Genomic DNA, 21,702 nt, shown 5'->3' on the forward strand with positions numbered 1-21,702 from the left:
TTTTTACGATACAAAAGAAAAATGAATATCATGAACTATTAAATCTGGTATGCCAGTCAAACGAAGTTTTTACCTGATTTTAACTTTACTCCAGAATAAAAAAATTTACGCTTTTACTGGATAAGAATTTGTTTGGAAAGTTTTTAAAAACTTTAAAAGATGCAGATGCGAATAACCCATGCCTAAGCATGGGTTATTTGATTTAAACTTCAATTTTTCGGCGAATTGGTCGATTACTTAAGCGACAAAGTAGCTCATATCCGATTGTACCGTTTGCATCAGCCACGTCATCAACTAAACGATGTTGTCCCCAGAGCTCTATTTCGCTATCCAATGACACATCGAAATCAGTCACATCAATGGCAATCATATCCATACTGACCCGTCCGATGACGTTCGTAAGCTTGCCATCGATTGCAACATAATTTTGCTTAATATAAGCACGTGGATAACCATCGCCATAGCCAATAGAAACAATAGCAATCTTCATTGCTTTATCCGCTGTAAATAGTGAGCCATAACCGACAGAATCACCCGCTTGAATATGATTAAGCGCAATAATGCGGGCCGTAAATGTCATTACAGGTTTCAAATCCAGTGCATACACATTTTTGTCTGCAAATGGACTTGCGCCATAGAGCATAATACCCGGACGTACATAATCAAAATGCAATTCTGGCCAGTTAAAAATTGCAGCTGAATTACAACATGAAACTTCAATTGGGGCACAGGTTTGTTTTATGTGTAAAAGCTGTTGAATCTGTTGCTGATTCATTGGATGTTCTGGAACATCAGCATTAGCAAAATGCATGGCTAAAACACAATGGAAACCTTCATTTTTTAAAGATGTGATGACATCGATAATTTCATCAATTTTAAAACCTAAACGATTCATTCCACTATTAAGTTTGATCCAGACTTTTAAGCCTTGTTGAATATACTCATCTTTATATTTTAATAACCATTCGACTTGTTGCTGATGATGTACGACACATTCAAGTTGATGACGCAAAACAGCCAGCATTTCATCAGGATTAAAAATGCCTTCAATCAGAGTAATAGGATGATTTGAACCCTGTGTACGAAGTTCTAGCGCTTCTTCTAGAGTGGCAACACCGAAAGCATCGGTAGCATTTAAGGCTGCTAAACAGTCTTTGACTCCATGTCCATAGGCATTGGCTTTGACCATACTCACGATCTTTGAGTTTGGTGCAAGTTGTTTGACACGGCTTAAATTATATTGCAGCGCAGTGCTGTCAATATAAACTGTTGCTTGGCGCACCCTGATTTCTCCTTTGGGTTACATAATAATTAAAAATTTAAGGGGCTACACTGGTAACCCCCCAACTATAATTTTACACGTTCAGGTTTATTCCTCATCATCATATTGACTATAATATTCAGGTGAGAGGTTACTAAAACGGGTATATTGACCTTCAAAGGCCAATCGGACCGTACCAATCGGGCCATTACGTTGTTTACCAATAATAATTTCAGCCGTTCCAGCTTCTTTAGATTCTTTATTGTAGACTTCATCACGGTAGATAAACATGATCAAGTCGGCATCTTGCTCGATAGCACCAGATTCACGCAAATCAGACATAACTGGCCGTTTGTTAGGACGATTTTCTAGACTACGGTTCAACTGTGATAGAGCAATTACAGGACACTGCATTTCTTTAGCAAGTGCCTTTAAACTACGAGAAATTTCACCAATTTCGCCAACACGATTATCACCCATGCCTGGTACTTTCATTAGCTGTAGATAATCGACCATGATACAACCTAGTTTGCCGCCATGTTGTTTGGCAATCCGTCTTGCTCTAGCGCGTAATTCTGTTGGTGGTAAGGCTGATGAATCATCAATATAAAGGTGCTTTTCTTGAAGCTGTAAAATCGTACCTGTGACTTTCGACCATTCATCACCATCTAGCTTTCCCGAGCGTAAATGCCCTTGATGGACTTTTCCATAAGAAGAAATTAAACGCATGGCAATTGAATCTGCTGGCATTTCCATTGAAAAAACCAAAGCAGGTAAATTGCAATTAAATAAAACGCTCTCGACCAAATTCATGGCGAATGTCGTTTTCCCCATAGATGGACGTGCCGCCACAATAATCATATCGCCTGATTGCATACCATAAGTTTTATTATCAAGCTCTAAAAATCCTGTAGTCAGCCCTGTGATATTGCCGTCCAGTTTTGAAAGTTCATCAAGTTTGGTAATGACATCAGCAGTTACAGAACTAATGGATTTAGGTCCTGCATCTTTTTTATTGTTATTGTGCTGTTCTGCGAGTGAAAAAATATTGGTTTCAGCCAAATCTAAAATTTCACTGACTGGACGGCCTTTGGTGTCGTAAGCATTTTGTAAAATATCAGTACTGACTTTAATCATACTGCGAAGCGTAGAAAACTCTTTAATTTTGCCTGCATATGTTTCCAGATTATAAAAGCTAGAAGGTGAATCAGCCATAAGCTGCATCAAATATTCTTCACCACCAATCGCATCCAGCAAATTTTGCTTAACTAGCCAGTCATTGACAAGAACGGCATCGTATGGTGAGTTTTCTTGTGCCAGTTTTTCAATGGCACGGAAAATATATTTATGACGTGTGGCGTAAAAATCACTTTCTTTGAGCAAATCACCGACTTGTTCATAAGATTCTGCAACCGTCATCAAAGCGGCAAGCACAGCTTGTTCAATTGCCAAGTTATGTGGGGGCGTGCGAAATTCCTTCAGTTGGTTGCTTTCATTGGTTTTTTTATCAGCATTAAACGTGTTTGCAGGAATGGTGGCATTAGCCTGAGACATATATGACCTTGATTTTAAATAAATAATGGGTAAATATAAAAACTTGAGTACGTGCGTACTTAGCTAACCAACTATCTTAGTCCAAATGTTGGCAACTATCTAACAGAATTCACAGATAAGTCGTAAAGAAATGATAGCAACACGAAAAGTACAATTTCAAAGATAAAAAAAGAGCATGCAAAAGCATGCTCTTTTCTTTTACAAAAATTACTCAGATACGATTGTAACGAGAACTTCTGCAACAACATCATGATGCAATTGGATTGCGATGTTGAATTCACCAGTGTGACGAAGCGCACCATTCGGTAAACGAACTTCTGCACGGTCTACAGTTAGACCAGCATTAGTCAATGCGTCAGCGATGTCACGAGTACCAATAGAACCGAAAAGTTTACCTTCATCACCAGCTTTTGCAGTGATAACGATATTAACTTCATTCAATTGATCAGCACGTGATTGAGCAGCAGATAATACTTCAGATTCTTGCTTTTCAAGTTCAGCGCGACGAGCTTCGAAAGCAGCAGTGTTAGCTTCAGTAGCAGCAACAGCTTTACCCTGAGGGATCAAGTAGTTACGACCAAAACCAGCTTTAACTGATACTTTGTCACCAAGTTTACCTAGGTTTTTAATGCGTTGTAATAAGATAACGTCCACAGCTCACCTCACTTATGGTTGTCAGTGTACGGAATCAAAGCCAAGTAACGAGCTTGTTTAATAGCAAGCGCTAATTGACGTTGATAACGAGCTTTAGTACCAGTGATACGGCTAGGAACAATCTTGCCGTTTTCAGTGATGTACTGTTTTAAAGTGTCGATATCTTTGTAGTCGATGTACACAACATTCTCAGCTGTAAAGCGGCAGAACTTGCGACGACGGTAAAAACGTGCCATTGAGGTTCTCCTTAAGCTTCTTCAGCAGATTCGTGTGATTGCTGTGCTTCTTCACGTTGAGCTTTACGCGCACGTTTTTCTTCAGCACTTTTAGCAAGTAACGATTCTTCAGTGATTGCGTGTTCACGACGGATAATGATGTTACGAATAATTGCATCGTTATAACGGAACAATTCTTCTAATTCATCAAGAGTCGTTTGACCACATTCAACATTCATAAGAATGTAGTGTGCTTTGTGAATTTTGTTAATTGGGTAAGCCAATTGACGACGGCCCCAATCTTCTAAACGGTGAATTTGACCATCAGCTTCTTTGATCTGAGAGATATAGCGTTCAACCATACCTACTACTTGATCACTTTGGTCTGGATGTACCAAAAGTACGATTTCGTAATGACGCATTGTCAGCTCCTTACGGTTTGGACAGCCCCTAATTCTAAAATTAGAAGCAAGGAGTCATAACTAGAATAAATAATTCAAGTTACGCCGCATAAATTGCGAAGGGTGAATTATAGAGAAAAGTGCAAATAAAAACAAATAGTTTTCATTGCGAGAAACAGATAAATATTCCTCTCTATTTAGAAGAGAGGAAGATGTGGAGCAGGTGAATGGTAAGTGAAGCTAAAACTTAAACTCAGTAGAGTAATTAAAATTACTGAATACAGGAAAAAGCGTTTTGCCCAAACCTGATCATTTTCTGCTTTAAACCCAATAATGGATAAATACAACCAATAAGCTGTCAATGCATTGAAAGTAATGAGAAAAAAGACATTAGTATAACCAAAACAGTAAAGGCCGTTTAGGACTGCTGCAAAAAGTACAATGTAAATGACACATTCGACTTTAGTTCTAAAAATAGAGCGCGCTACTGGTAAAATTGGAATACCTGCATTTTTATAATCATCAAAGCGGTAAATCGCAATGGCCCAAGAGTGGGGCATTTGCCAAAGACCGTATGCCAAGAAGACCAGCAATGCAGCAACATCAAATTGATTGGTAACTGCAACATAACCAATGACTGGAGGACTTGCTCCAGAAATACTACCAATCACAGTTTGATGAATAGTGGTGCGTTTAGACCAGAGGCTATAAAAGCCCACATAGACAACAAAACCAATAACAGCAAATAAGAATGAATAGGCATTCACCCCAAACCATAAAATGCTAAAACCCATTACTCCAAGCACACCGGCATAAACAAGTGCAACGGATGGAGAAATCGTTTTTTTTACTAAAGCACGATTTTGAGTTCGTTGCATTTTTTGGTCAATGTCTTGGTCAATAATATTATTGACGACACAACCTGAGGCTACAACAAGCGTTGTACCTAAGAGGGTGAGGATGAGTAAGAGGAAATCTACATGGCCTTGGGCGGCTAAGAAAAAGCCGCCCAAGGTGGTAATGAAATTACCAAAGAGAATTCCTGGTTTGGTCAGGAATAAATATTTTTTCAACATGACAAACAGTTTAGATCATCATATTGAAGTGTAGATAGTTCATGATCCATACAGAACCGATCAAAAGAACGGCAATACATAGAATGGTATAAACGAATGCGATCAAATTCCAGCGTTGTTCAGACGACGTATTCATGTGTAAGAAAAACACAAGTTGTACTAATACCTGAGCAACAGCCGTAATTCCAATAACTGTCATTAATAGACCACGGGAAAAACCGCCTGCCATCACCATCCCGAAAGGGATGATGGTGAGAAGAACGGATAAGATAAATCCGATGGTGTACTGTTTGAAGTTACCGTGAGCTGCACCAGCTGCATTATGATCGTGACTACTCATTAGAGAACTCCCATTAAGTAAACGACGCTGAATACACAGATCCATACGATGTCAAGGAAGTGCCAAAACAAACTTAGGCAAGCTAGACGACGTGTATTTGGTAATGTAAGACCTTTGGTTTTGATCTGATACATCAATACAATCATCCACACCAAACCAGAAGTCACGTGAATACCGTGTGTACCCACCAGTGTAAAGAACGCAGATAAAAATGCACTTGTGCTAGGACCATGTCCTTCGTGAACTAAATGATGAAATTCATAAAGTTCCATACCAATGAATGAAGCACCAAAGATAAACGTGATAAATAACCACATAATCACTTGGTTGACGTTCTTTTTGTATGAAGCCAAAACTGCAAAACCGAAAGTTACAGATGAGATCAAGAGAGCAAAGGTTTCAGTTAGAACAAAACCTAAAGACTCACCAAAAAGCTCATGTGCACTTGGTGTACCTGGTGGAACATGGCTGCTCAAAACAGCGAACGCGATGAAGAGTGTACCGAATAAAATCAAGTCACTCATCAAGTATGTCCAGAAACCAAAGACCGTTAAGTCGGTATCATCATGTTCATGATGCCCGTCATGGCCATGGTTGTCGTGATGAAGTACTTCAGCCATATCCTTAGTCCTTCTTCAAGTGTTTTTCAAGTAATGCATAGCGCTCATTTTCAATGCGCTCAACTTCAGCAGCTGGTACATAGTAATCCACTTCTTTAGTGAAAGAGCTACGAATAAAGCTGATAATAGCTGCAATGAAAGATGCTGCAACTAGCCACCAAATATGCCAGATTAATGCAAAGCCCATCAATGTAATAAACATTGCAATGATGAAACCAGCTGCACGATCAGTTGGCATATGAATGTCTTCATATTTGGCAGGGCGTGCATACGCAACACCATTTTCTTTGTCAGTCCAGAAACGGTCTACACCATTTGCTTCAGGAACATGTGCAAAGTTATAAAATGGAGCAGGAGATGACGTCGACCATTCTAATGTACGACTATCCCATGGATCGCCTGTATGGTCCATGTTTTGATGACGTTGTAAGAAACCTACAATGATTTGCATCAAGAAACATGCGATACCAATAGCAACTAATACAGCACCAAATAATGCAATTGCTAGGTACGGATCCCATTCTGGGTTGTCATATGTATTCAAACGACGAGTCATACCCATGAAACCAAGGATATAAAGCGGCATGAATGCAAAATAAAAACCAAAGAACCAGAACCAGAATGCAGCTTTGCCCCAAGCTTCATTTAATTTCCAGCCAAACATTTTTGGCCAGTAGAAAATGATACCAGCGAACATACCGAATACTACACCACCAATAATTACGTTATGGAAGTGAGCAATAAGGAATAACGAATTGTGTACAAGGAAGTCCGCAGGTGGAACAGCCATTAATACACCAGTTAAACCACCGATACCGAAAGTGACAAGGAAACCGAGCGTCCACAACATAGGTGTTGTGAAAGAAATACGTCCTTTGTACATGGTAAACAACCAAGAGAAGATTTTAACCCCTGTCGGGATTGCAATAATCATGGTCATAATACCAAAGAACGCATTGACGTTTGCACCAGCACCCATTGTAAAGAAATGGTGAAGCCATACCACAAACGCTAACACAGTAATTGCAATGGTTGCATATACCATGGATTTGTAACCGAACAATGCTTTGCGTGAGAATGTCGCAACGATCTCTGAATACAAACCAAATGCTGGTAATACCAAAATATATACTTCTGGGTGACCCCAAGTCCAAATCAAGTTCACATACAGCATTGGACTACCGCCAAGCTCGTTAGTGAAGAAATGGAAACCGAAATAACGGTCAAGGGTTAACATTGCCAGTGTTGCTGTAAGTACAGGGAATGATGCAATAATCAAAACGGCTGTACACAGTGAAGTCCACGTAAAAATAGGCATGTCCATAAGTTTCATGCCAGGCGCACGCATTTTGATAATGGTAACAAAGAAGTTAACACCAGACAAAAGAGTACCAAGACCAGAAACCTGAAGTGCCCAGATATAGTAGTCAACACCAACACCCGGAGAATATTGAATGCCTGAAAGTGGAGGATATGCCATCCAGCCAGTCGCAGCAAATTCACCCAGTACAAGCGAAGCCATCATCAGGCCAGCTGCACCAGCAAATAACCAGAAGCTTAAAGAGTTAAGTAATGGGAATGCTACGTCACGCGCACCAATTTGTAGAGGTACTGAAATATTCATCATACCCACAACAAGACCCATTGCCACGAAGAAGATCATGATTACGCCATGGGCGGTAAAGATCTGGTCATAGTGGTCAGGGTGTAGATAACCTTCACCGCCACCTTTAGCAAGGAACAGTTGAAGACGCATCATGATTGCATCAGCAAAACCACGCAATAGCATGACCACAGATACAAGGATATACATGATACCAATTTTTTTATGGTCTACAGATGTAAACCATTCTTTCCAGAGATATCCCCATTTTTTGAAATAGGTGATACCGCCTACAACAGCAATTGCACCAATAGCCATTAAGACCATTGTCACTAGTACAATTGGCTCTTTAGGGATAGAGTCCCATCCGAGTTTACCTAATAACAACATGGCTTATTCCTCTACAGAAGCAGTTGCATGTGCATTAGCATTATGAGCTTCAGAACCATGTTCAGCATTTGCTGAGTGGTCTGCACCGTGGTAGTTGCTCATATATCTGTTAATGACAGTTTCAAACAAGTTTGGTTCAACTGAAGAATAGTAAGTCACAGGATGTGGCTTAGTCGGGAATGGCTTCATTGCTTCAGCTTTTGCTAAGGCTTCTGTATCACCAGCAGCTTCAGCACGATGTACCAATGCTTCGATCTGATGTTTAGAACGATCCCCATCTTTCAGAGTTGCAAGCTCAGCTTGATCAAGCGTACCTTTTTGAATGGCTTGTGCATTAATGCTAGTGCCTTTACCCGCTTTAACAGCTTCTACCCATTGCGCAAATTCAGTTTCAGTCACACTATGAGCCTTAAAGCGCATTTGTGAGAAACCATAGCCTGAGTAGTTAGACGAGAAACCACGATATTCGCCAGTTTCATTCGCTAATAAATGGAGATGGGTTTGCATACCCGCCATTGCATAAATTTGGCCACCTAACGCAGGAATGAAGAAAGAGTTCATTGTAAAGTTAGATGTAATTTTAAAGCTTAATGGTGTTTTCTCTGGGAAACGTACTTCATTTACTGTCGCAATATTTTGTTCAGGATAAATAAAGATCCATTTAAACTGTTCAGCAATAACCTGAATCGTTAAAGGTGCTTTATCTGAATCAAGTGGACGGTAAGGGTCGTACTTGTGGGAACCCCACCAAGTTAACCAAGCTAAAATACCAATAATAATGACAGGAATACCCCAAACTACAATTTCAATTGCAGTTGAGTGTGCCCATGTAGGTTTATAGTCTGCATCTTTATTTGACGCGCGATATTTCCAACCAAACCATAACGCCATAATGATTGAAGGAATTACAACCAATAGCATTAAGTAGATCGCAGTCATCATCAGGTTACTTTGACCTTCTGCAACTGGACCTTTAGAGTTTAGAAGTACTAAATCACCACCACACCCTGTTAAAAGTGCGGAAATCGCGGATAAAGACAATACAGCTAAAATCGTTTGTCTCATTTTACAACCTCGGTGAAGAGTCCCATTCCCTAAGTAAATTGGGGATAGCGATAAAAGTGTCGCATGATGGAGAAGAATGAATCCTTTTACTGGACATATTTCTCTATCATGTGACACAGCTATGTTGTAGGGCATTATGCCTGATATCGTGAAACTAAGCTACTTGAAAGTGACGTTAAATATTTGTTATGAAACCCGATTTATTTGGTTGGTTTTGGCGCTTAAATTGTCTGTTAAAAACTAAAACTTTCAGTTATTTATAATAAAATAAGGAGTGATAATTCACTCCTTATTTTATTTTTTTAAACTAACCACTTTGGTTTTTGCTAGCCTATCATGCAAGCTGTTGTTTCCTTTGGAGAAAAATAAAACAATGTCTGCAATAAAAATGATCACTAAAAGTGGCAATAAACTGATTAATTGAGAAATGATAATGAATAAAAAAGAACGTACAAAAAAACCGCGGAACTGACCCGGGAGTTTGTATGTGGTTGCATCAACAATTTGCAAGTGGAATATTTTTTTTCCAATAGATTGACCTGAACGGGCAATAAAAAAGTTTTGCAGAAATAACAAGCCAAGTGTATAGGCTAGTAAAGCAATAGGTATCCATGTCGGCATATTATCGCGCATAGCTTCGGCAATTTTAATTTGCTGATCGACATCAAAACTAGTCGTTTGCTGTAGGAGATCATGGGGTAAAAAAAGCATTGTTACAATGATTTGCGGCAAAACAAGTAGAGCTAAATCAATGAGTTTGGCTGAAATTCGCTTACTTACTGGAGCCGCAGTCGTTTTAGATGCCTGATTTACTTTAATATCACGAATGACATCATTCTGGCTATTATTTGGCGCGTCAAAGGCTGAACCAGTTATTGGGTAATTTTCAGGCTGATAGGCAAGTTTACCTTGAGTTAATTCACCTAGGGCTCTCCATTCCGTCATGCCTTCATGCCATGCCAGATCAGTTAAAAGCACTTGCTGACTAGCAAGCATCTGGTTGACTTGTTCTAATGTATAGGGACCGGCCTGTTGGTTATTTCTTGCCAAGTAAATTTGCATAAGTTTTAAATCTCAACAGCTTAAAGATGAAAAAGACCCCACGCGAGGGTCTTTTTTTAAAATTAAGTTACGCTTGCTTGTCTTTGTCTTCTGCAAGGAAGAACCATGTTTCTAACACAGAGTCTGGATTCAGTGAAACTGTCTCAATACCTTGTTCCATTAGCCATTTAGCAAGATCCGGATGGTCAGATGGGCCTTGGCCACAAATACCAATGTATTTACCAGCCTTACGACAAGCATGGATGGCCATGGAGAGGAGGGCTTTTACTGCTGGATCGCGTTCATCAAATAAATGAGAAACAATACCAGAGTCACGATCTAGTCCAAGCGTTAATTGGGTTAAGTCATTTGATCCAATCGAGAAACCATCAAAATGTTCAAGGAATTGTTCAGCCAGTAACGCATTGGTTGGCAATTCACACATCATGATGACTTTAAGACCATTTTCGCCACGCTTCAAGCCATTTTGAGCTAGAAGTTCAATGACGCGTTTTGCTTCAGACACGGTACGAACGAATGGGATCATGATTTGAATATTAGTCAATCCCATCTCGTCACGTGCTTTTTTAAGTGCACGGCACTCTAGCTCGAAGCAATCACGGAAGTTATCAGACACATAACGGCTTGCACCACGGAAGCCCAACATTGGGTTTTCTTCTTCAGGTTCATATAACTTACCGCCAATGAGGTTTGCATATTCATTGGATTTAAAGTCTGACATACGAACAATGACTGGCTTTTCAGCAAAGGCAGCTGCAAGTGTTGCAATACCTTCAACCAATTTTTCTACATAGAACTCAACTGGAGAGGAATAGCCAGCAGTACGCGCCATTACAGCCGCACGTGTTTCACGTGGCAAACTTTCAATATTAAGCAATGCTTTTGGATGTACGCCAATCATACGGTTAATAATGAACTCAAGGCGAGCCAGACCAATACCACCATTTGGAATTTGAGCAAAGTCAAATGCACGGTCTGGATTACCCACGTTCATCATAATTTTGAACGGAAGTTTTGGCATCGATTCAATTGAATTACGTTGAATTTCAAAATCCAGCGCACCTTCATAAATAAAGCCAGTATCGCCTTCGGCACAAGAAACAGTTACTTCCTGACCATCAGTTAAAACTTCTGTCGCGTTTCCTGTACCAACAATGGCAGGAACACCTAATTCACGTGCAATAATTGCAGCATGGCAAGTACGACCGCCACGATTAGTCACAATGGCAGCAGCGCGTTTCATTACAGGTTCCCAGTCAGGGTCTGTCATGTCAGAAACTAGAACGTCGCCTTCTTGAACCTTATCCATTTCTTTAATGGAAGTCACAATACGTACTTTACCAGAACCGATACGTTGACCAATTGAACGACCTTCACACAACACTGTTCCACGTTGTTTAAGGAGGTAACGTTCCATTGTGCCAACATTTTGGCGGCTTTTTACGGTTTCAGGACGTGCCTGAACAATATAAATCTGACCATCGTCACCGTCTTTAGCCCATTCGATGTCCATTGGCGCAGCATAATGTTCTTCAATAATCATGGCTTGTTTTGCCAGTTCCTGAAGCTCATGATCATTTAGCGCAAATTGCTGACGATCTTGTTTTTCAACGTCTACGACAACAACTGACTTACCAGCAGAACCTTCTTCACCATAAATCATTTTTTGGTGTTTAGAACCGAGGTTACGGCGTAGTACAGAGTGCTTGCCATTTTTAAGCAATGGTTTTGAAAGATAAAATTCATCAGGGTTGACTGCGCCCTGAACGACCATTTCGCCCAAACCATAAGATGCCGTAATAAAGACCACATCACGGAAACCAGATTCGGTGTCTAGCGTAAACATGACGCCCGCTGCACCAGTTTCTGAACGTACCATACGTTGTATACCTGCTGATAAAGCAACGATGTCATGCGCAAAACCTTGATGTACACGATATGCAATCGCACGGTCATTATATAAAGATGCAAACACTTCTTTGATGGCAATCAAAATATTATCAATGCCACGAATATTTAGAAAAGTTTCTTGTTGACCTGCAAAAGATGCGTCTGGTAAATCTTCAGCGGTCGCAGATGAACGAACGGCAACCGCGATATCAGGGTTGCCGTTTGAAAGTGCAGTAAAAGCGTCACGGACTTCTTTTTCTAATGCTGGAATGAGAGGAGTATCTACAATCCATTGACGGATTTTTGCGCCAGTTTCGGCAAGGGCATTTACATCCTCAACATTTAATTGATCAAGTTCTGCCTGAATTTTTGCGTTTAAACCGCTTTGTTCAAGGAACTCACGATAAGCAGCAGCAGTTGTGGCAAAGCCACCCGGTACAGACACACCAGCATTGGATAAATGGCTGATCATTTCACCTAGAGATGAGTTTTTCCCACCCACGAGTTCCACATCGTGTTTCCCTAATTTTTCCAGACCGATTACGCGCGCTTCCAAAGTTTTCACTCCACTTTTCCAGTATTAATTACTATCTTGGCATGAAGAAAAGATATTAATGTGCTTAGGATTTTGATTTACTCTAAGCGACAGTCATGTAAGATCAGCTTACTATAAAGATTATATAGCACTAAGACAAATGTTTGAGGAGATTTTTCATGTCAGAAGGTAAACAAATTAAGCGGAGTGTGTTTTTTATTTCCGATGGAACCGCGATTACGGCAGAAACCCTTGGACATTCATTATTAGCACAGTTTCCAAATGTTGATTTTGATATTCATATTATTCCATATATCTCCTCAGAAGAGGCTGCGATGAATGTGGTCGCTGAAATCAATAGCTGTCAGTCTAAAGACCAGACCTTGCCTTTGGTCTTTGATACGCTAGTTGATCCAAATGTTCGTGAAATTATTAATACAGCCAAAGCGGTGAATTTGGATGTTTTTGAAGGGTTAATTAGTAAGCTGGAACAGGAGCTTGGAACACCGCCTACAACTTTAGTCGGACAGACTCATGCAGTGACGGATTCTGAATATTATAAAGCTCGTATTGATGCAGTTCATTTCGCTTTGGATAATGATGACGGAGCGCGAACACGTCATTATGATAAAGCCGATATTATTCTGATTGGTGTATCACGTTCGGGTAAAACACCGACCTCTATTTATTTGTCATTACAGTTTGGTATTCGTGTTGCAAATTATCCTCTTACTGAAGAAGATCTAGATGACAACCGGTTGCCTAAAGTACTGAAAGAGCACAAAAATAAATTATTCGGTTTAATGATTGACGCGGAACGTTTAGTTGCAATTCGCAATGAACGAAAAGCCAACAGTCGATATGCTAGCTTTAGTCAATGTCAGATGGAATTACGTGCGATTGAAGGAATTTTTATTTCAGAAGGAATTCCATATTTAAACGTAACTGAAATGTCAATTGAAGAAATTTCGACGCGTATTTTACAAACGACAGGACTAAAACGTCGTATCGGTTAAATCAACTGAAAATATTATAAACAATACGAATTGATTAGCTGTGCAAAAATAGTTTTTCAGATGATCAGATGAAAAGGGAAATAAATGTATTTCCCTTTTTAATTTGTCATTGCAAAAAAATTAGCTGGATAAATTGTTTTTAATGTCCATCAATAGGCTAAAGTTTTTTAAACGCTTTTGAGTGTCATAAATATCACAAGTAAAAATAAACTCATCTACTTCAACATGCTCTAATAAATCTTCGAGGCCTGCTTTTACAGTTTTAGGCGAGCCAATTTGAGCCATTGCATAGAAATTATTGACAGACATTCGCTCGGCTGGCGTCCAAATATGTTCCATTGACTCAACAGGTGGTTTAAGTTTTAAACTTTGTCCACGCATTAGACCTAAAACCCGTTGATAGGCGCTTGTGGCTAAATGTTGTGCTTCGGTAGTGGTTTCTGCCACCACGGTTGGAACCCCAATAGACACATAAGGCCGTTCAAGATATTCAGAAGGTTGAAAATTTTCCCGATATAATTGTACTGCCTGAGACAACATACGTGGTGCAAAGTGCGATGCGAAAGAATAGGGAAGTCCTAAACGTGCAGCTAATTGGGCGCTAAACAAGCTTGAACCGAGCAGCCAGACAGGAACATAGGTACTGTGTCCAGGCGTTGCCACAATTTTTTGATGGGGTTCTGGATCTTTAAAATATTTTAAAATTTCAAGGACATCCTGAGGAAATTGATCTTCAGTTTCCTGACGCCCTCGACGTAAAGCCCGCATAGTGAGCTGATCGGTTCCAGGTGCGCGCCCTAAACCTAATTCAATCCGGTCAGGATAAAGCGTCGCAAGTGTTCCAAACTGTTCAGCAACCACTAAAGGTGCATGATTAGGCAACATGATACCGCCTGACCCTAACCGTATAGATTGTGTATTTGCAGCGATATAACCCATCAAAACTGCGGTAGCAGAACTGGCAATGCCATCCATATTATGATGCTCTGCCAACCAGAAACGTTCATAGCCTAGTTTCTCCGCATGCTGGGCAAGTTCTAATGCATGCTGTAAAGAGAAATAGACATTTTTATCGTTACGGATTGGAGCAAGTTCAAGAATAGAAAATCGTGTTTCTTTTAGGGAAGGCATAAAGGATTCTCAGGAACTATATATCGATATTTTACGATTAGTCGTAAATCTTGTATATCGGTTTTTTTCGATTTATGCAGTTATTTGTAAATTTGAAGCATAAAAAAAGCACCCAGAAGGATGCTTAATACAGTTATGAATAGATTTAAATTAACGATGACGATAATGACGACGATGTTTGTTGTTCCAGTTTCGAGAGTTGTTATAGCGTTTGTCTTCGGCCTTGTCTTTGGCAATTTTATTGCCTAAAGCTGAACCGCCTGCTGCACCTAGAGCAGAACCAATATAACCGCCCGTAGTTCCACCCATGCTTTTACCTACGGTATAGCCACCAACACCACCTAAGCCGCCACCAATAGCAGATTCGGTACGGTTACGTTTATTGCTTGCAACTGCTGCACCACCAGCACCACCGAGAGCAGAACCAATCATTGCGCCAGTATTACCGCCCATTTGATTGCCCAAAGCTGTACCTACAACGCTGCCTAATGCTGAGGTCGCCGCAACACGTGTGGTATTGTCAGCATGAGCGTTAATTGCAAACATGGAAGAAATTGCGAATACACTACTCAGTAATAAGTTGCTTGCTTTCATTTTAAATCTCCGTGTCCTAGTAGCAGGACTTTATCTATTTCGTTGCAGCAAATGTAACAAAACGATTCACTATAATTGTGGAGATTAACCTTCTAATTTTTACAGTGTACCCGTGTTTTGTATACTTTCTATTAAAAGTGTCTAATAAAACGGCAAAAGCGATTGATTTAAAGCCTAATGTGTAGAAATAGTGAAAAGCCTCAAATAAGAATTTGTACAGGATCACTCAAATATGTCGTTGTCTATGTTATTTGATGGTCATAATCGGTAAACTATGCGCAATTTTAGCTTTGATATGATTGAAGGCACTTTTAGATTCAAAAGATGTGCTTATCGATTATTTTTATTTTGAGATACTTCCACTTATGAAAGAATCACTACGTTTACGACTTGATCAACTCTGTGATCGTTATGAAGAGTTGACTGCATTATTGGCAGATGCAGAAGTCATTTCAGATAATAAACGATTCCGTAAATTGTCACGTGAGCATAGTGATCTTTCTGAAATGGTTGAGGTTTGGGGTAAATATCGTCAGGCTGAACAGGACATTATTACCGCCGAAGAGATGTTAAATGATCCTGATTTTAAGGATATGGCCCAAGAAGAGATTAAGGAAAATCGAAGTCTGATTGAGCAACTCGAAGCTGATCTCAATATTTTGATGATTCCTAAAGACCCCAATGATGCCAATTCCGCTTATTTGGAAGTACGGGCAGGTACAGGGGGTGATGAAGCTGCGATATTTTCAGGCGATTTATTTCGTATGTATAGTAAATATGCAGAGTCTCAAGGCTGGCGAATAGAAATACTTTCTGAAAATGAAGGTGAACACGGGGGTTATAAGGAAGTCATTTGCCGCGTCGATGGTGATGGCGTTTATGGTCGCTTAAAGTTTGAAAGTGGGGCGCACCGTGTACAACGTGTTCCTGCAACTGAATCGCAGGGACGAGTACATACTTCGGCCTGTACAGTTGCAATTTTACCTGAAGTGGATGTGGATACAACCGTTGAAATTAATCCTGCCGATTTGCGTATCGATACCTATCGTGCATCAGGTGCAGGGGGGCAGCACATTAACAAAACTGACTCGGCTGTACGTATTACTCACATCCCTACAGGTGTTGTGGTGGAATGTCAGGAAGAGCGTTCCCAGCATAAAAACAAAGCCAAAGCGATGGCGCTATTGGTTTCTCGGCTAGAAAACGCCAAGCGTGCAGCACAAGAAACGGCAACTTCTGAAATGCGTCGTGATTTAGTCGGATCTGGCGACCGCTCAGAACGAATTAGAACATATAACTACCCGCAAGGACGCATGACTGATCATCGTATTAACTTAACGTTATATAAGTTAGATGCGATTATGGAAGGGGATTTGACTGAGCTTTTAGATAGTTTACATCGTGAATATCAGGCAGATCAGTTAGCGATGTTGGCCCAAGAGAACGGCGGCTAATGAAGATTGGGCAAGCGTTAAATCTGCGTGGTGAAACTGATAGTTATGAACGTCAGGAAGCTGTGTGGTTGCTTGAACATGTTTTAAATTTAAATGCAATTGAATTGAAAATGCGTCAAATGCAAGTACTGACGCATGAACAGGAGCAGGTCTTTCTGGATGGCCTGATGCGTTTATCTAAAGGTGAGCCATTGGCTTATATTACAGGTTCTCAGCCTTTCTGGAGTTTGGATCTTACTGTCACTTCTGATACTTTGGTACCGCGTCCAGATACTGAAATTTTAGTTGAAACCGTGCTTTCTCTGGATTTACCTTTTCAAACCTCAATGGTGGATCTGGGTACAGGTACCGGTGCAATTGCTTTGTCTTTAGCAAAAGAACGCCCTGATTGGAAGGTTTTGGCTACGGATATTTATTTCCCAACGCTTGAAGTGGCCCAAGGTAATGCTCATAAACATAGTTTAAATCAGGTTGAATTTATTTGTAGTGCATGGTTTGAAGCGATTCCAGCACAGAAATTTGATTTGATTGTTTCTAATCCACCCTATATTGATGCAGATGATGCGCACATGGACAACTTGGGGACAGAGCCACGTCGTGCTTTGGTGGCCGAACAACAGGGTCTTGCTGATCTGCAAATTATTATAGATCAAGCACCGAGCTGGTTGAATTCTAACGGTTGGCTGGTGCTTGAACACGGTTACGATCAGAGTGAAGCAGTTCGTCAATTATTGCAAAAGCGTGGTTTTGTCCAGATTCAAACCCGAAAAGATTACGGTGGAAATGATCGTATTAGTTTAGGGCAACATCTGCTCAGATAGCCTATCTGGGGATACTTTCTCGCCATCTTAATAACCATTGCTCTACAGCTTTCATGATGGCATCCGTTATTTTCCCCAATAATGCTAGTAAAATAATGGCCAAAATAACAATATCGGGCCGTGAAGTTTCTCGTCCATCACTCAGTAGATAACCAATGCCTTGTGTTGCTGCAATCAATTCAGCAGCAATCATAAACATCCATGATAAACTCAAACTATTACGCAACCCTGTTAGAATTCCTGGCGAGGCGGCAGGCAAAATAATCTGGATAATTCGTTTAAAGCGATTCAAACCATATACTTTTCCCAACTCGACCAATTTGGGATCCACATTTTGAATTGCTGCAACTGTATTAGTATAAGTTGGGAAAAATGCACCAATGGCGATCAGTGTGAGTTTTGATCCCTCATCAATACCTAGCCATAATAATAACAATGGGATCCATGCCAAACTCGGAATAGATTTAATCGCTGAAAAAGTAGGGTCAAGATATTCTTCAATCTGCTTATTAAGGCCTACACCTACCGCAAACAATAAGCCAAGGCCACTGCCGATAGCAAATCCAGCAAAAACACGCCACGTGCTAATGTAAATATGTGTCAATAAATCTGCATGAGCCAAATCGATGAAAGACTGCCATAGGCTACTCGGTGCAGGTAATAAATAGGCATCAATAGCACCACTTCGCACCAGAAATTCACAAATAAGTAAAAATATAACAGGCAATAAAAGTGCTTTAAACCAACTTTTAAATTTGCTGGGTTTGTGGCGTTGCTGATCTTGAATGGCAGCCTGAGCCAAACTTCTGTTTAGCTCAGACTTAGAAAGTGAATTTTGCATAGATTACTTAACGACCTTTTGAGCAAAACGAGGATCAAATAGCTGATCAATCACTTGATTAACATTGGTACCTTTGCGTACTAGATCTTCTTCGACCAAAATATTTCCTGCGCGTTTCAGGGCCTGTGTCTGTTTTACAGACGGAATATTTTGTTCAAAATTGGTTCGACTTAATTGCAGTTTTGCAACGGCAAGCGGTAACTTTGATTCGCGAGCTAAAAGTTCGGCAGTTTTGTCTGGATTTGCGATCGCCCATTTTCGTGCCTGTTCGTAAGCTTTGATCACGACTTCAATTGCCTCAGGACTTTGTTTGGCAAAATCTTCTTTAACGCTTAATACCCCGTAGCTATTAAAATTAACATTTCGATAAAGTAATCTTGCACCTGATTGAATTTGTGCAGCAGCCATAAGTGGATCAAGTCCAGCCCAAGCATCCACTTGACCTCTTTCAAGTGCTGTTTTGCCATCTGGATGCTGTAAATGCACAAGTTGTACATCTCGTTTGGTTAAACCAACAGTATCTAGTGCCTGCAAAGTAAATAAAAATGGATCTGTACCTTTGGTTGCTGCGATTTTTTTCCCTTTTAAATCTTTTAATGATTTCAATGGTGAATCTTTAGCGACTACCAGTGCAGTCCATTCAGGCTGACTCTGGATATAAACCGTTTTAATTGAGCTACCATTGGCACGACTGAGAACCGCAGCTAAACCGGCAGTAGAGGCAAAGTCGCTGCTATTGCTATTGAGATATTCCAAAGAACGATTACTCCCTTGACTAAACACCCATTTAATTTCAGTGTTTGGCAGCGCTTTTTCCAATAGCTTTTGATCTTTTACAATTAAACTAGTAGGCGCATAGTAGGCATAATCCAGCTTCAGTGTTTTGGGAATAGCCGCAAATGCAGTTGCGGTAAATGTTGTTGCAAGAACCCCAGTGATGAACAATTTTAAGGAAGGTTTTTTAAATGATGACATGCCCAAGTCCAATCTGACAAATAAATGAAATTTCTCAGATGTTTGCATGAGAATAGCGTACTTCAAACACAGATATTTTGCTTAGTAATGCATGTTCTGGAATAAACACCATTTTTTGGTTTTAATGATTTGATTATAAAAAACTTTTTATGGAAATTAGTGAATTATTATAAATTCTGCTTAACTGATAATAAATGTGCATATAGCGTTGGATGAAGCCCGTTTATACGTTTTATTCTACTGGGGTATTTTGTCGATAAGCACTAGGATTGACGCCCGTCCATTTTTTAAAGGCACGATAAAAAGCACTAGCATCATGAAAGTTCAAAGCATGACTAATCTCTTGAATACTATCTTCAGTTTTACTTAAACGCTCAATAGCAATATCACACCGGATGTCATTTTTAAGTTGTTGATAGCTAATATTTTCAGCTTTTAAACGCCGTTGAATCGTGGCTTCAGACATATACAATTGCTGAGAAAGCTCTTTGAGTTCAGGCCATACTATAGGAGGATGTTGAATCAGATGCCTACGAATGATAAGGCTTAACGAGTTCTCATTTTTATAACGAACGAGAAGATTCTGCGGGGTTTGTTTAAGAAACTCGGTTAATGCTTTTTTGTCTTTTTTGATTTTGATCTGTAAATAGTCAGCATTAAATTCTATACGATTAAATTCAGCATCAAATTCAATATTTTCACAAAAACGGACATAATAATCTTGAGGATAAGTAGGCTTACTACATTTTAAAGTGATCTTGTTAATAGCAATACGTTGATCTGCCAGCCAACATAATAAACCATGAATGAGCATTAAAAATGTGGCATAGCTAAACATGCGCTTGGGATGATCTTTGTCAGAAATGATGAGATGCGCTATAGATTGTTCAATATGTAGTTCTGCATGTATATCGTCCAAAAGTACCGAAAAATACTTCAAAATATCAATCAACGCTTTTTTAAGTGTTTCTGATTGCATGGCAAGTTTTGCCAGAAGTTGATAACTTCCTCGACGCATGGGATGCGAATCCATTCCAAAAAACTCATCATTCATGTGGTTGGCCAGCTCAATCCAGAGTTGGGCATACGCCGACACAGGGATTCTGGCTTTGGGAAAATGTAGAAGTTCAGAAGAAATACCCGCTTGTTGGGCAATTTTTTCAATATTTAAACCACGTGTATGCGCCACACTTAAAGCTTCATTGACCAGTGCAATGGAAATGGTTCCCTTATTTGATGGTGGAATAGTTGACTGGGCAATGCGTTGCATGTATGACCTTAAAATAAAGAAGTAAAAATTTTAAATGATCTAAATGTCCAAAAACCTCAGAACATTTGAGGCTTTTTGAAATTGTACTGTAAAAGCTGAACTTTTACTCTGAGAGTCATATTCTAATAAATTAATTAACGTGGAAATTTAAAATGAAAATTCAGGGAAAGCATTTCATTGTTACTGGTGGTGCATCGGGTTTGGGCGCTGCTACAGCTGAATGTTTAGTTGCTCAGGGCGCGAGTGTAACTTTAGTCGATATGAATGAAGACGCGGGCAAAACACAGGTAGAAAAATTAGGTACAGCAGCGGACTTTATCCAACTGGATGTGACTCAGGAAACGCAGGTTGAACAATTTTTTCAGCAAACTCTACAAAAACATGGAGCAATGCATGGTTTGATTAATTGTGCAGGAGTAGGGCCGTCAGCGAAGGTTGTTGGTAAAGAGAACATTCATGATCTGGCATTGTTTAATAAAGTTTTGAATATAAATGTCACAGGTACATTTAATATGCTGCGCTTTGCAGCAGAAGCGATGACCCATAATGTGCCTTCAGCAGAAGATGAAGATCGTGGTGTCATCATCAATACTGCTTCTGTGGCTGCCTTTGATGGGCAAATTGGACAGGCTGCTTATTCTGCATCCAAAGGTGCTGTCGTTGCGATGACGTTACCTATTGCCCGTGAATTAGGCCGACACGCCATCCGTGTGGTCACGATTGCACCAGGTATTATGGAAACTCCGATGCTCAAGGCATTACCGCAAAATGTTCAGGATGCACTGGGTCAAATGGTACCTTATCCATCACGTTTGGGTAAACCTGATGAGTTTGCACGTTTAGCTGCACATATTATTGAAAATTCTTATCTGAATGGAGAGGTGATTCGTCTGGATGGTGCAATTCGTATGGCACCAAAATAATGAAAAATTTT

The 21,702-nt window shown here is 40.0% G+C and carries 21 protein-coding genes; 4 read left to right on the forward strand and 17 right to left on the reverse strand.

Annotation, left to right across the window (positions count from 1 at the left end):
• Nucleotides 1–202: 202 nt before the first annotated feature.
• The 12 genes from alr to ppsA all read right to left on the reverse strand — a co-directional run bounded on the left by alr (nt 203) and on the right by ppsA (nt 12,696).
• Nucleotides 203–1,282 (reverse strand): alanine racemase, encoded by a 1,080-nt coding sequence (gene alr / locus IAE19_RS06315; RefSeq protein WP_200460086.1) that lies wholly within the window; start codon nt 1,280–1,282, stop codon nt 203–205.
• An 87-nt stretch (nt 1,283–1,369) separates the two neighbouring features.
• Nucleotides 1,370–2,815 carry a replicative DNA helicase gene (dnaB, locus tag IAE19_RS06320; protein ID WP_200460087.1) on the reverse strand — a complete coding sequence of 482 codons (1,446 nt, stop codon included), beginning with the start codon at nt 2,813–2,815 and terminating at the stop codon, nt 1,370–1,372.
• 207 nt (nt 2,816–3,022) lie between these two features.
• Nucleotides 3,023–3,469, reverse strand: coding sequence for a 50S ribosomal protein L9 (gene rplI, locus IAE19_RS06325; RefSeq protein WP_200460088.1), 447 nt, complete (start codon nt 3,467–3,469; stop codon nt 3,023–3,025).
• Nucleotides 3,470–3,477: 8 nt separating this feature from the next.
• Nucleotides 3,478–3,705 (reverse strand): 30S ribosomal protein S18, encoded by a 228-nt coding sequence (gene rpsR, locus IAE19_RS06330; RefSeq protein ID WP_004988197.1) that lies wholly within the window; start codon nt 3,703–3,705, stop codon nt 3,478–3,480.
• Nucleotides 3,706–3,716: 11 nt separating this feature from the next.
• Nucleotides 3,717–4,106, reverse strand: a complete 390-nt coding sequence (gene rpsF / locus IAE19_RS06335) for a 30S ribosomal protein S6 (RefSeq protein WP_004988194.1) — start codon at nt 4,104–4,106, stop codon at nt 3,717–3,719.
• Between the two features lie 176 nt (nt 4,107–4,282).
• Nucleotides 4,283–5,161: a heme o synthase gene (gene cyoE / locus IAE19_RS06340; protein WP_200460089.1), complete on the reverse strand. Its 879-nt coding sequence runs from the start codon at nt 5,159–5,161 to the stop codon at nt 4,283–4,285.
• A 10-nt stretch (nt 5,162–5,171) separates the two neighbouring features.
• A complete protein-coding gene (cyoD, locus tag IAE19_RS06345; protein WP_200460090.1) occupies nt 5,172–5,501 on the reverse strand; it encodes a cytochrome o ubiquinol oxidase subunit IV in 330 nt (109 codons plus the stop codon).
• Entirely contained in the window at nt 5,501–6,121 is a 621-nt protein-coding gene (gene cyoC / locus IAE19_RS06350) for a cytochrome o ubiquinol oxidase subunit III (protein ID WP_200460091.1), read from the reverse strand. The genes cyoD and cyoC overlap by 1 nt, the downstream gene beginning before the upstream one ends.
• A gap of 4 nt (nt 6,122–6,125) precedes the next feature.
• The gene (gene cyoB, locus IAE19_RS06355; RefSeq protein ID WP_200460092.1) at nt 6,126–8,114 is read right to left on the reverse strand and encodes a cytochrome o ubiquinol oxidase subunit I; all 1,989 of its coding nucleotides are present in this window, start codon (nt 8,112–8,114) and stop codon (nt 6,126–6,128) included.
• Between the two features lie 3 nt (nt 8,115–8,117).
• Nucleotides 8,118–9,179: a ubiquinol oxidase subunit II gene (gene cyoA / locus IAE19_RS06360; RefSeq protein ID WP_200460093.1), complete on the reverse strand. Its 1,062-nt coding sequence runs from the start codon at nt 9,177–9,179 to the stop codon at nt 8,118–8,120.
• 294 nt (nt 9,180–9,473) lie between these two features.
• The gene (locus IAE19_RS06365) at nt 9,474–10,241 is read right to left on the reverse strand and encodes an RDD family protein (protein ID WP_200460094.1); all 768 of its coding nucleotides are present in this window, start codon (nt 10,239–10,241) and stop codon (nt 9,474–9,476) included.
• A 67-nt stretch (nt 10,242–10,308) separates the two neighbouring features.
• A complete protein-coding gene (ppsA, locus tag IAE19_RS06370) occupies nt 10,309–12,696 on the reverse strand; it encodes a phosphoenolpyruvate synthase (protein WP_200460095.1) in 2,388 nt (795 codons plus the stop codon).
• Between the two features lie 149 nt (nt 12,697–12,845).
• Between ppsA and IAE19_RS06375 the strand changes: the two genes are divergently transcribed.
• Entirely contained in the window at nt 12,846–13,682 is an 837-nt protein-coding gene (locus IAE19_RS06375; protein WP_200460096.1) for a pyruvate, water dikinase regulatory protein, read from the forward strand.
• A gap of 120 nt (nt 13,683–13,802) precedes the next feature.
• Here the strand turns inward: IAE19_RS06375 and IAE19_RS06380 are convergent, their stop codons facing one another.
• Nucleotides 13,803–14,813 carry an LLM class flavin-dependent oxidoreductase gene (locus tag IAE19_RS06380; protein WP_200460097.1) on the reverse strand — a complete coding sequence of 337 codons (1,011 nt, stop codon included), beginning with the start codon at nt 14,811–14,813 and terminating at the stop codon, nt 13,803–13,805.
• Nucleotides 14,814–14,963: 150 nt separating this feature from the next.
• Nucleotides 14,964–15,407 (reverse strand): glycine zipper domain-containing protein, encoded by a 444-nt coding sequence (locus IAE19_RS06385; protein WP_200460098.1) that lies wholly within the window; start codon nt 15,405–15,407, stop codon nt 14,964–14,966.
• 365 nt (nt 15,408–15,772) lie between these two features.
• On the opposite strand from IAE19_RS06385, the gene prfA reads away from it, so the two are divergent.
• Both prfA and prmC read left to right on the forward strand, forming a co-directional pair.
• A complete protein-coding gene (prfA, locus tag IAE19_RS06390) occupies nt 15,773–16,861 on the forward strand; it encodes a peptide chain release factor 1 (RefSeq protein ID WP_200460099.1) in 1,089 nt (362 codons plus the stop codon).
• Entirely contained in the window at nt 16,861–17,682 is an 822-nt protein-coding gene (gene prmC, locus IAE19_RS06395) for a peptide chain release factor N(5)-glutamine methyltransferase (protein WP_200460100.1), read from the forward strand. Before prfA ends, prmC begins: the two co-directional genes overlap by 1 nt.
• 1 nt (nt 17,683) lies before the next feature.
• Here the strand turns inward: prmC and IAE19_RS06400 are convergent, their stop codons facing one another.
• The 3 genes from IAE19_RS06400 to IAE19_RS06410 all read right to left on the reverse strand — a co-directional run bounded on the left by IAE19_RS06400 (nt 17,684) and on the right by IAE19_RS06410 (nt 20,768).
• On the reverse strand, nt 17,684–18,523 hold the full coding sequence (locus tag IAE19_RS06400) for an ABC transporter permease (RefSeq protein ID WP_200460101.1): 840 nt from the start codon (nt 18,521–18,523) through the stop codon (nt 17,684–17,686).
• Between the two features lie 3 nt (nt 18,524–18,526).
• Nucleotides 18,527–19,498, reverse strand: coding sequence for an aliphatic sulfonate ABC transporter substrate-binding protein (locus IAE19_RS06405; RefSeq protein WP_200460102.1), 972 nt, complete (start codon nt 19,496–19,498; stop codon nt 18,527–18,529).
• Between the two features lie 232 nt (nt 19,499–19,730).
• The gene (locus IAE19_RS06410; RefSeq protein ID WP_200460103.1) at nt 19,731–20,768 is read right to left on the reverse strand and encodes an AraC family transcriptional regulator; all 1,038 of its coding nucleotides are present in this window, start codon (nt 20,766–20,768) and stop codon (nt 19,731–19,733) included.
• Nucleotides 20,769–20,920: 152 nt separating this feature from the next.
• On the opposite strand from IAE19_RS06410, the gene IAE19_RS06415 reads away from it, so the two are divergent.
• A complete protein-coding gene (locus IAE19_RS06415; RefSeq protein WP_200460104.1) occupies nt 20,921–21,691 on the forward strand; it encodes a 3-hydroxyacyl-CoA dehydrogenase in 771 nt (256 codons plus the stop codon).
• Nucleotides 21,692–21,702: the final 11 nt, after the last annotated feature.

Origin of the sequence: Acinetobacter sp. S40 (genome assembly GCF_016624705.1) — a bacterium.
Classification (GTDB): Bacteria; Pseudomonadota; Gammaproteobacteria; order Pseudomonadales; family Moraxellaceae; genus Acinetobacter.